11 protein-coding genes are annotated in these 11,810 nt (G+C 24.9%); 8 read left to right on the forward strand and 3 right to left on the reverse strand.

Features of this window, described 5'->3' with window-relative positions; genetic code table 4:
• Positions 1-51: 51 nt before the first annotated feature.
• The 3 genes from V2E26_RS02960 to V2E26_RS02970 all read right to left on the reverse strand — a co-directional run bounded on the left by V2E26_RS02960 (position 52) and on the right by V2E26_RS02970 (position 3,660).
• Positions 52-696, reverse strand: a complete 645-nt coding sequence (locus V2E26_RS02960; RefSeq protein ID WP_330463393.1) for a uracil-DNA glycosylase — start codon at positions 694-696, stop codon at positions 52-54.
• Complete coding sequence (locus tag V2E26_RS02965) at positions 686-1,540, reverse strand: methionyl-tRNA formyltransferase (protein WP_330463394.1); 855 nt, start codon at positions 1,538-1,540, stop codon at positions 686-688. The genes V2E26_RS02960 and V2E26_RS02965 overlap by 11 nt, the downstream gene beginning before the upstream one ends.
• Positions 1,541-1,602: 62 nt before the next feature.
• Positions 1,603-3,660 (reverse strand): MYPU_1760 family metalloprotease, encoded by a 2,058-nt coding sequence (locus V2E26_RS02970; protein WP_330463395.1) that lies wholly within the window; start codon positions 3,658-3,660, stop codon positions 1,603-1,605.
• 138 nt (positions 3,661-3,798) lie between these two features.
• On the opposite strand from V2E26_RS02970, the gene rsmD reads away from it, so the two are divergent.
• The 8 genes from rsmD (at position 3,799) to V2E26_RS03010 (ending at position 11,783) form a co-directional block, all read left to right on the forward strand.
• Complete coding sequence (rsmD, locus tag V2E26_RS02975) at positions 3,799-4,344, forward strand: 16S rRNA (guanine(966)-N(2))-methyltransferase RsmD (protein WP_330463396.1); 546 nt, start codon at positions 3,799-3,801, stop codon at positions 4,342-4,344.
• Positions 4,345-4,425: 81 nt separating this feature from the next.
• The gene (gene gmk / locus V2E26_RS02980) at positions 4,426-5,049 is read left to right on the forward strand and encodes a guanylate kinase (protein WP_330463397.1); all 624 of its coding nucleotides are present in this window, start codon (positions 4,426-4,428) and stop codon (positions 5,047-5,049) included.
• Positions 5,050-5,053: 4 nt separating this feature from the next.
• On the forward strand, positions 5,054-5,806 hold the full coding sequence (locus tag V2E26_RS02985; protein ID WP_330463398.1) for a PP2C family protein-serine/threonine phosphatase: 753 nt from the start codon (positions 5,054-5,056) through the stop codon (positions 5,804-5,806).
• A 3-nt stretch (positions 5,807-5,809) separates the two neighbouring features.
• Positions 5,810-6,835 (forward strand): serine/threonine-protein kinase, encoded by a 1,026-nt coding sequence (locus V2E26_RS02990; RefSeq protein WP_330463399.1) that lies wholly within the window; start codon positions 5,810-5,812, stop codon positions 6,833-6,835.
• 18 nt (positions 6,836-6,853) lie between these two features.
• Positions 6,854-7,702, forward strand: a complete 849-nt coding sequence (gene rsgA, locus V2E26_RS02995) for a ribosome small subunit-dependent GTPase A (protein WP_330463400.1) — start codon at positions 6,854-6,856, stop codon at positions 7,700-7,702.
• Positions 7,703-7,718: 16 nt separating this feature from the next.
• A complete protein-coding gene (locus tag V2E26_RS03000) occupies positions 7,719-8,369 on the forward strand; it encodes a ribulose-phosphate 3-epimerase (protein WP_330463401.1) in 651 nt (216 codons plus the stop codon).
• A 23-nt stretch (positions 8,370-8,392) separates the two neighbouring features.
• The gene (locus V2E26_RS03005) at positions 8,393-9,988 is read left to right on the forward strand and encodes a type I restriction-modification system subunit M (RefSeq protein WP_330463402.1); all 1,596 of its coding nucleotides are present in this window, start codon (positions 8,393-8,395) and stop codon (positions 9,986-9,988) included.
• On the forward strand, positions 9,981-11,783 hold the full coding sequence (locus tag V2E26_RS03010) for a restriction endonuclease subunit S (RefSeq protein ID WP_330463403.1): 1,803 nt from the start codon (positions 9,981-9,983) through the stop codon (positions 11,781-11,783). The genes V2E26_RS03005 and V2E26_RS03010 overlap by 8 nt, the downstream gene beginning before the upstream one ends.
• The last annotated feature ends 27 nt before the right edge of the window (positions 11,784-11,810 follow it).

Consider the following 11,810-nt stretch of genomic DNA (forward strand, 5'->3'; position numbering starts at 1 on the left):
TAATAGTATTCTTAAATTATAAACATTTTTGTATTTTTGTTTTTATTTCTTTTAATTTGTGCTTCAATCAATTTCAGTTTTGTTTAAATTCTTTAATTTTTCATTAATTTTTTTGAATATGTTTGAACCTAAAAAACCTCTTCAACAAGAGAGTGGAGATGGGTGAGGTGTTTCAAAAATATTTTCTTTATTAACATTAATTTTTTTCATAAAATCAGAAGCATCTTTACCCATTGCTAAAAACAATATATTTTTGTTTCCTTCTAATAATTTATTAAGTAAATTAATATTAAAAATTTCTCAACCTAAATTTTTATGAGCCAATGTTTTATTTTCTTCAGTTGTTAATATTGTATTGAGTAATAAAACTCCTTGTTTTTTTCAATTACTTAAATTATTTGAATCTAATTTAGCATTTGGATAAGTATTTTTAATTTCGATAAAAATATTTTTTAAAGATGAAGGAGTTTTTTCGTTGTTTGTAGAAAAACAAAGACCGTCTGCATTATTATTTGTTGGATATGGATCCTGACCTAAAATAACGAGTTTAAGATTATTGAAATCAAAATCATCAAAAGCATTAAAAATTTGTTCAGCTTTTGGTACTATTCTCTTTATTTTTAAAATTTTTTCAATATTATTTCAGTATTTTTCTTTCTTTTGTTCTTTTAAAAAATCTTCAAAATTAAATTTCATATTTAACTTTTTTCTTTCCTTCAAATTGATATTCAATTAAATATAAAAATCCATCTAAAAATTGAATTTTTATAGGAGTACCTATTTTGTTTTTTGTTGCTCTAAAAATTTTTAATCTTTTATTATTTTGTAATACAAAGGCGCCTGGTTGGTCGTTGAAAGCTCTTATTTTGTTTAGTGCTTCCTGTGTTGTAAGATTTAAGCTTAATTCTGCTTCTTCGTTTTTTATTTTTGAAGCAAAAGAAACTAGGTTTTCATCTTGAATTTTTCGCTCAAAATTGTCGTTATAAATGTCCTCAAGTCAATTGCCTATTCTTAATGTTGTTTCATAAGCTAATTTATAAAATAAATCGATTGCTGTATCTTCTTCATTAATTTTTATATCAAAAGATTTTAAAATATCACCAGCATCCATTTTATTAACCATTTCAATTAATGAAACACCAGTTATTTCATCGTTATTTAATAAAGAATATTGTATTGGTGCGGCTCCACGATATTTTTCTAATAAACTGCCATGAACATTCAACGAAAGTTTAGATGCTAATTTTAATATTTTTTCAGGAATAAATTGTCCAAAAGAAGCTGTAATAAAAAAATCAAAGTTTATTGATGAAAGTTCATCATATATTTCACCAATTTTGTTAGGTTGAAAGAGAGGAATATTAAATTCATTTGCTAATAAAGAAATAGGAGTAGGTAATATATTTTTATTTCTATCCATTTTTTTATTCGGCTGACTTATTAGAGCAATAACCTCAAATCTTTCATCTAATATCAATGATTTAAAAATAGTTTTAGAAAATTGTTCTGTACCTGCTAATACTAATCTAATTTTTTTCATAAAAAAATTATATAAGATATTTTTTAAAAATAAAAAGCCAGCTAATAAAGTTGGCTTAATTATTAATAATTTTCAATGCTGTAGTAGTATTTTTTATCTATTAAATCTTGGTTTAATTTGAATCATTCATATTTTATTGAAGGAGCATAAAATCTTCTAAATGTAGTAGATTTTCTTTTGTTATTTAGGTATCTTTGATAAAAAATGTCTCCGCTGTTATTTCATTCATTATCATTTAATAAAGAAATTACTTCATTATTTTTTTTGTCATTTAAATCATATTTACCATCTTGATTTAAATCTATTCATATACGAATGTCAAATTTATTATTTCTAAATTTTTGTTTAATTTTATTTTTATTTAAATCTTTTATAAAGTATGAAACATATTCATATCCTTCTTTAAAAAGGTTTGGGTATATTCAATCTTCATTGTAATAATTTTCTTGTTTCTGATTTTTATTATAGTAACGATAAATAGAATTTCATTTTTTCTTTGCTATAAAGTTATAGTCTTGCATATCAAAATCTAATTCCTCAAAATTACCTTCATTATTTTTTTCTACTAAGATAATTTTTTTATCTAAATTTGAAAATTTTTCATCATTTAATATTTTTGTTGGTAATTGGAAATAACCACCAAAATTTAACGTATCTTTTTTATCGTTATGTAGGTTGTAGTTGGTAAAGCTAATTAATTCTCCCCAACCCAATAAATCAATATAAGCTTTAAACAAACCTTTATGAAATTGATCTCCCACATTTTCAAAAGGTGTTTCATATTTATTATTTTTTATATTAAAAATATTTGATCTAAAAGTTTCAATTTGATCTTTAAAAACTCAGTTCGGAGCAAATGTAACTAATTCATTGTTTAAACTTAGTGAGTTTCTTCTTATAACGTTAAGATTTTTTAAAATATCATCACCAGCAGCGTTAAATATTAGTTCTTTATTACTTTTTACAAAGAAGAAAAAGTTTTCAACTAGGCTTTTATTAGGATTATAAAATCAATAATTAGGCCCTAAAGAAAGTTTTATCATTTCACGAGGAAACAACTCAGTAAATGAAAATAAATATCTTATTGATTTTAAATTTGCAGGTGAAGAAAAATTAATACTTTGATATTTGTTATTATTGAAAAAATACTTATTACTATTTAATACTTCAAATCGTTTTTTTTCTTCAGCGCTTATATCAACATTAGCTGCTCTAAATAAATCATTTGAGCTAAAATCCTTATATACGGGAATCTTATTTTTATCATAGTAAAAATCATCTTTTGATCTTAAAAATTTATTTCTGTTTGTATCATCATGATAATTAAGATTAATTCTAAAATCATTTAAAAATTTTTTATTATTAATTTCAAAATGTTTGAAATCGTGGTCACCATCATATTCGATTAAATCATTATTAGCATACTCATCATTTTTTTTGATTGCTTTATTGTACATATTATCAATATGATGACTATATTCATGCATTAGTGTGCCAAAAATGATTTCAGCTCGTTTTTCAACGCTTTGAGTCATTAAAGAACGATTATTATTAATAATATTTTTTATAAATATATACATTTCGTTTCTTCGTGGAAGATATAAACCATTTGTGTTATCTTGAGAAACAAGATTTGTTTCAACATTAATATTAACTTTTTTTAAAGCATTTATTTCAGGCCCAAACATTGCTCTTTTCTTAAACATATTATTTAAGAAAGTTAATCCTTTGGAACCTAAATAATATACTGGTGTATTATCTGAATCAATACTAATTGGCTTTTCTACAAATGTTAGATTTCCAACCACGAAATTTTTATTTAAGCTTTCTGATCCATCGCTTTCTTTTCTGTTAAAAATTATTGCTTTGTCTTTTTCCCTTAATTCAACAACGATATTCTTATTGTTTTGTTTCTTTTCTTTTTCATTTTCAGCTTCATTTTTTTCATCATCATTGTTATCTATTGGATTTACAGTTTCTTCTTCCCTTAATTTATTATCAATTTTCTTAAAAATTGCATTATAAGTAAAATATCCGGCAATACCTAAAATGCCAAAAGAAAAAACGGTAATAAATAAAGCAAATAAAAAAATGCGAAATTTTGATTTTTTCTTTTCCATACTTTTGCTCCCAACATCATTTAAGTAAGATATTTTTATTATATTTAATATTATTAAATATTAAAACATAAATCATATCTAAATTTAATAAAAATCTTAATTTATGTATATTAATTAAAACTTATTATAATTATTACTATGTTAAGAATTATAGCTGGAAAATACCGTTCAAGATTATTAAAACAACCTTCAAAAACAACAACAAGACCAACAGTTGATAGAGCAAGGGAAGCAATCTTTTCATCAATCCAATTTGATATTGAAAATAAAATTTTTTTAGATCTTTTTTCAGGATCTGGTTCATTTTGTTTGGAAGCACTTTCACGCGGAGCAAAGCAAGGAATTTGCATTGAAAAAGATAAAAATGCATATAAGATTATTTTAGAAAATAAGTCTCAATTAAATGAACAAAATTTATCAGTTTTTAACACTGATGCTTTGAGTTTTTTGTCTAAAAATAAGGACAAAAAATACGATTTTGTTTATTTAGATCCTCCATTTATTGAAAAAGATTTATTAATAAAATGTATTGATATTTTAACGAATAATTCAATGATAAATAAAGGTGGAAAAATTATCATTGAAACAGATTGAGCTAACTTTGAATACAGTGCTCAAAATTTTGAAATATCTAAAGTAAAAAAATATGGAAAAATATATATTTACTTTATTGAATGAAAATAAGCGGTTTTTTATTTATAATTTATAATTAATTATTATTTAATAATTACACAATATTGTAATTTAATTAAAAAGGAGTAATTTATGGAAAAAAAATTAATCATTTTTACTGGACCTAGTGGTGTTGGGAAAGGAACTGTTGAACAATTCTTATTTAATCAACCAGATTTAAAATTAAAATTATCAGTATCAATAACAACAAGAAACCCAAGAGAAGGTGAAGTTGATGGAATTCATTATTATTTTGTTCCTGTAGAAACATTCGAAACCTTTATTAAAGAAAATAAATTGCTAGAATATTCAAAACATTTTGATAATTACTACGGCACATTATACTCAGAAATTGCTAACATTGGAGCTTCAGGAAAAATTCCATTTATTGAAATTGAAACAAATGGTGCAATGCAAATTATTGAAAAATTCAAAAAAGAAGGAAAAGAAAATGAACTATGTACTATTTTCTTAATGCCACCTTCACTAACTGAATTAGAAAGAAGATTAGAACTTAGAAATACTGAAACATATGATTTAATTCTAAAAAGATTGGATAAAGCTAGAGAAGAAATAGTTACATCTTCAATTTTTCAATATGTAGTTGTAAATAATTCAATTGATGATACTGTTTTAAAAGTTAGAGAAATAATTAAAACTAATTTTTCACATATTATTGATAATAAAAAAGAAGCAGAAGCTGGTAGAAAGGCATAAATTAATGAATTATTTTATTAAAACGGATAAAGGAAAGTTTAGAAAAGAAAATCAGGATAATGCTTCAATTAGTTTTTTAGATAATTGAACATTAGCTGTTTTATGTGACGGAATGGGCGGACATTTTGGAGGCTCATTGTGTTCAAAAAAAACCATTGATTTTTTATTTGAATATTTTCAAACCCGTTTTAATAAAGATATTGAATTTAATGATAAAAAAAGTATAAATAAGTGATTTAATAATGCACTTAGTTATGTTAAAAAAGCACTTAAAAAAATAGCTCTGAATGATACACAATATGAAGATATGGGCACAACCTTAACGGCTGCTCTAATTTTTAATATTAACAAAGAAACGTATGTTTTTAATATAGGCGATTCTCGGACATATGCTTATAATGGATTATTACACCAAATAACCACAGATCAAAATTTATTGCATCAACTTATTAATAAAAAAGATAAAAATTTGGATATAGAAAGTTTAAGACTTTTGCCAGACGCCAATAAACTTACTAGTTGTTTAGGACCTAATAAAAATATGAAGTGTGATAGCTTTTTATTAAAAAACGATGAAAATATAAAATACTTACTTCTTACTTCAGATGGAGTCCATGATTATATTAATAAACCTATAATTGAACAAATTATTCAAGATAAAAAACTGAAATTAGAATCTAAAGCTAATAAACTGATCAATATTGCAAAAAAGAACATGTCTAAAGATAATTTAACAGTTTTATTATTGGAGTTTTAAATCATGGAAGTATTAAAAAAATTAGATAAATTTGAAAATATTAATAAACATTTCAAAGACTTTGTTTTAATCGGAAGAGGCGGATATGGTGAAGTTTATTCGGCTACTTTTATAAAAGCTAATAAAAGAGTTGCAATAAAAATATTAACTGTTCCTGATGCAACTAAAAAAACCATTAATCAAATAAGATTTAAAAACGAATGCAATGTTTTAAAAAATATTAGTTCAAAAAATGTTGTAAGGATGATAGGTTATTTTGTAAGTGAAGATGAATCTTATTATGCAATGGAATTAATTAAAGGTACTAATCTTAAATCCTTAATTGCAAAGAACAAAAAAATACCTGTTGAGGAAGCAATAAGAATTGCAACCGAAATATGTCAAGGACTTAGTGATATTCACTTAGCAAATGTTATACACCGTGATTTAAAACCAAGTAATATCTTAATTGAAGATACCACAAACACCGTTAAACTAATAGACTTTGGTATTTCATTAAGTGAAGAATGTTTAAGAGTAACGGCTGATAACAAAACAGTTGGATCGGTTCAATATCTAGCTCCAGAAATTCCAACAAGAAAACAAGGGCCTTCAATTCAAAGTGATATATATGCATTTGGGATGATTCTTTATGAGATGTTAGCAGGTCACCCTGTTTATCAAGGGATTGATACTCAATCAGTATTATTACTTCAAATAAACGGTAAAATTCCTCCACTTGAAGGAGTTGGAAAAACAATTCCACAAGCGGTAGAAAATATTATCATAAGGTGTACTGCTAAGAAACCTGAAGATAGATATAAAAATTGTTATGAAATAATGAATGATTTAAAACATTGTTTAAGTCATCAAGCTAGTTTAGAAGAAAAATTAGTTATTGAGGATTTAAACAAACCAAAGAAAAAAAATAAAAAGATATTAAGTAAAAAACAAAAAATAAATAAGGCTATAACAATTTCGTTAATTACAGCTGGTGCAATTGCTGTATTATCACTAATAATTTACTTTATTGTTACTGCTATTATTTAAAGGAATAAAATAAAAGATATGGAAAAAGGAAAAATTGTAAAATCGGTAGCTGGCTTTTATGATGTAAAGTCATTTGAAGATAAAGAAACTTATCGCGTAAGAGGCTCAGGAAAACTTAGACTATTAGATATGAAACCAATAGTTGGCGACAATGTTGAATTTGAAAGAGAAGGACTAATACATCATATTTTAGGACGAAAGAATTTTTTCATTCGCCCTAAAATCGCAAACGTTGACCAAGCTATAGTTGTTATGTCCTTAGTTGAACCTGAATTTAGTTCACAATTAGTTGATAAATTTTTAATCATCATTGAAAACAAAAATGTTGAACCCATTATTGTATTAACTAAAAAAGATTTAACTACAACCTCAAAAATAAACTTTTATAAAGACCAAGGATATAAGGTTTTTGAAATTAATTACGAGGAAAATACCGGTTTTGATGGATTAAAAGATATCTTTAGACATAAAACAAGTTTTTTTGTCGGGCAAACAGGTGTTGGTAAAACTACATTGATAAATTACTTAGCAAAAACAAATTTTGAAACACAGGCAATTTCAAAAGCCTTGAACAGAGGAAAACATACAACTAGAGAAGTAAGCTTAATTAATTTTAATGGTGGTGAAATAATTGATACTCCAGGGTTTTCATCAATTGAATTTGATTTAACAATTGATGAAATGCCTACTGCATTTAAATCATTCAAAGAAGCATCTGTTTTATGTAAGTTTAGAAGTTGTAAACATTATCATGAAAGAATTGAAGATTGCGAAGTAAAAAGAAGAGTACAACAAGGAATAATAAAAGAAGAAAGATATGAAAACTATAAAAGCTTTCTAAAAAGAATGTTGGAACCACTATTTTAATTTAAGGAGTTGATAAATGAAAAAAATTAGTCCGTCAATATTAGATGTTAAAAAGGAAAATTTAATCAGTTATGTTAATCAATTAATAGAGTGAAACATTGATAACATACATTATGATGTTATGGATAATAAGTTTGTTCCAAATAGTGCTCTTAGTTTTGAAGAAATAAAAAGCATATATAATAAATGTCCAAGTCATAAAATGGATATTCACTTGATGGTTGAAGACGTTTTTTATTACTTTAATTTATATAAAAAATTCAACGCGATTTTAACTTTTCATTATGAAGCTTTTAAAAATAAAGAATCATTACAAGAAATAATTAAAAAAGCAAAAGAAGAAAAAGTGCAATTAGGAATTGCATTTAATCCAGATACTGATGTTTCAAAAATAATTCCTTTATTAAAAGATTTTGCCTTAGTTTTGCCAATGAGTGTATACCCGGGAAAAGGCGGGCAAGCCTTTATTGAAAATACATTAGATAAAGTAAAAACCTTAAAAGAATTCATTACTAAAAATAATTTAAATACCATCATACAAATAGATGGCGGAATAAAAGATTTTAATATAAAAAAATGTTTCGATGCAGGCATTGACCTAGCGGTGGTAGGATCATATTTAGTTAATAATTTTTCATTTGAAACAATTAAAAAACTATTAAACTAATTTTAAAAAATAGGAGAAGAAATATGTTTGATAATAAAAAACAAGAAGAAAGAAAAAAATTACATAATTCAATTTGAAAAATTGCAGAAGATTTAAGAGGCTCTGTTGATGGTTGAGATTTTAAACAGTATGTTTTGGTTACCCTTTTCTACCGTTTTATCTCTGAAAATATAACTAAATATATTAATGATAATGAACGCGCAGCCGGCACTGCTGATTTTGATTATTCTTTAATGACTGATGAAGAAGCTATGATTTCTAAAGAATTTTTAGTTAAAGAAAAAGGATTTTTTATTAAACCTTCTTCATTATTTACTAACGTTGTAAAAAATGGTAAAGATAATGAAAATTTAAATGAAATTTTAAATAATGTTTTTAAAGAAATTGAAGCTTCTGCTATTGGAACTGAATCTGAAGAAGATTTAAAAGGATTATTTAGTGATATGGACACTAATAATAATCGTTTAGGTTCAACAGTAATTGAAAGAAATAAAAAACTATATAGCATTTTAAAACACATCGAATCATTAGATCTTGGAAATTATCAGGATAATACTATCGATGTTTTTGGTGATGCATATGAATTTTTAATGAGTATGTATGCTTCTTCTGCTGGAAAATCGGGGGGGGAATTCTTTACACCACAAGAAGTATCAGAACTACTTGCAAGACTAACATTAATAGATTTTAACGATGAAAATAAAGGCGATAAAAAAGAAATTGATAAGGTTTATGATCCTTGTTGTGGGTCAGGTTCCTTATTATTAAAATATGCAAAAATCTTGGGAAAAGAAAATGTTAAAGAATCTTTTAGTGGTCAAGAAATCAATTTAACAACTTATAACTTAGCAAGAATTAATATGTTCTTACACGATATTAATTTTGATAAATTCCATATAAGATTAGGTAATACCTTGACAAACCCATTACACCAAGATGAAAAACCATTTGATGCAATAGTTTCAAATCCTCCATATTCAATTAAATGAGATGGAGATTCAAATGTTAATTTGATAAATGATGAAAGATTTTCAGTTACAACATTAGCACCTAAATCAAAAGCTGATTTAGCATTTGTTTTACATATGATTAATCATCTCTCAGCAGATGGAACTGCGGCAATTGTTGAATTCCCTGGAACACTTTATAGAAGTGGAGCTGAGGCTGATATTAGAAAATGAATGGTCGAAAATAAAAACGTAGTGGATACAATTATCCAACTACCTGCTAATTTATTCTTTGGAACTTCTATTTCTACATGTATTTTGGTATTAAGAAAAAATAAAACAGACACTAATGTATTTTTTGTCGATGCATCAGATGAATTTGTTAAAGAAACTAAAACAAGTAAATTAACAGAAGAAAATATAATTAAAATCTTAGATTCTGTAAGATTTAAAAAAGATGTACAAGGCTTTTCAAAACTAGTATCTTTAGAAGAAATAAAACAAAACGACTTTAATTTATCAGTTAATAATTATGTTATTAAAAACGATGAAAAAGAAAAAATTGATATTAAAAAATTAAATGCTGAATTAAAACAAACAGTTACTAAAATTAACGATCTACGTTTACAAATCGATCAAATTATCGAACAATTAGAAGGTAAAGATGACTAGCGATATCAAACAGTACAAGCTCTCTGATATTTTTAATATTTTTGGAGGCTTTACACCACCAAAGTCTAATACTGAAAATTGAAAAGACGGGACTATTCCTTGGTTTAGATTGGAAGACATTCGTTTAAATGGCAGAATCTTGGATGATTCAATTAAAAAAGTAAAAAAAGCAAGAAAAATTTTCCCTAAAAATTCAATTATATTATCTACAACAGCAACAATAGGAGAACACGCCCTTATTACAACTGATTTTATCTGTAATCAAAGGTTTACTGTTTTTTCTTTGAAAGACGAATTTGAAAATATCATAAGTATTAAATTCTTATATTATTTATTTTTTAGGATAGGTAGTTTTTTAAAAGAAACCAGAAGTGTAGATAATTTTTCTTTAATAAGAATAGAAGAGTTAAAAAAAATATCGATATCAATACCACCGGTTGAAAAACAAAATGAAATTGTCAATATTTTAGACAAGTTCACAGAGTTAGAAACAGAGTTAGAAACAGAGTTAGACCTTAGAAACTTACAATATGATTATTATTTAAACTCATTATTAGATTTTTCTAACAATGAAATGTTATTAAAAAATATTATGAATCTAAATTCAAAAGAAAAATTAGATACAAATGTTAAAAAAATAAATTTAACAGATATTTGTGATATTTCAAGAGGTCTAAATTATACAAAAGATTATATTTTAAAAAATAAGGGCGATTATCCTGTTTATTCTTCACAAACTTCAAACGAGGGAATAATTGGTTTTATAAATAAATATGATTACGACGGCGAGTATATAACATGAACAACAGACGGGAATGCCGGAACCGTTTTTTATAGAAATGGAAAATTTTCTGCCACTAATCATTGCGGCGTTCTAAAGGTAAAAAATGATAATTACGTTAATTCAAAATTCTTGTTTTATTTATTAAAAAAAGTGATGCCTGAATACGTAATTAAAGCTACATTAATGCCCGTTTTATTACTAAACACAGTTAAGGAAATAACTGTATCAATTCCATCTATTGAAATTCAAAATAAAATTGCAAATATTTTAGACAAACTTGAAACCTATACAAAAGATATAAAAACTGGGCTACCACTTGAAATAAAACAAAGAAAAGAACAGTTTGATTATTATCATAAAATGTTATTAACTTTTGATGATAATCTAGAGAGAGAGAGAGAGAGAGAGCTAAGTAGTTCATTCATCGAATTATTGAATATGTTGGAATGAAAACTGATGCTGGATTTAACAGAATATAAATTACCTGATATTTTTGAAATTTCAAGAGGAAAAATTTATAGTAAAAGTTATATATTAAACAATCAAGGTGAATTCCCCGTATATTCATCTCAAACATTAAATGATGGAATTTTAGGAAAAATTAATACTTATGACTATGATGGAGAATATATAACATGAAATACTGATGGTTATGCTGGAACAGTTTTTTATAGAAATAATAAGTTTTCTATAACAAATATTTGTGGTATATTAAAACTTAAGAATCCGAAAGTTATGAATATTAAATATCTTTCATATTTATTAAAAATAACATTTCCAAAATTTGTTAATAAGTCTACAAGCAATTCAAATAAAAAAATGGGTATAAATCTCGTTAAAAATATAAAGATCCTTATTCCTTCTATTCGAATTCAAAATAAAATAGTTGAAACTCTTGATAAATTAGAAATATATGCTAAGGATATCAAAGATGGATTACCTAAGGAAATTAATTTAAGAAAAAAACAGTATAAATATTATTTAAATAAACTTTTAGATTTTAAAAAATAGAAACTATAGATAAAAAATAATAAATAA

The sequence above is a fragment of the Metamycoplasma gateae genome (genome assembly GCF_036352135.1).
Taxonomy (GTDB): Bacteria; Bacillota_I; Bacilli_A; order Mycoplasmatales; family Metamycoplasmataceae; genus Metamycoplasma; species Metamycoplasma gateae.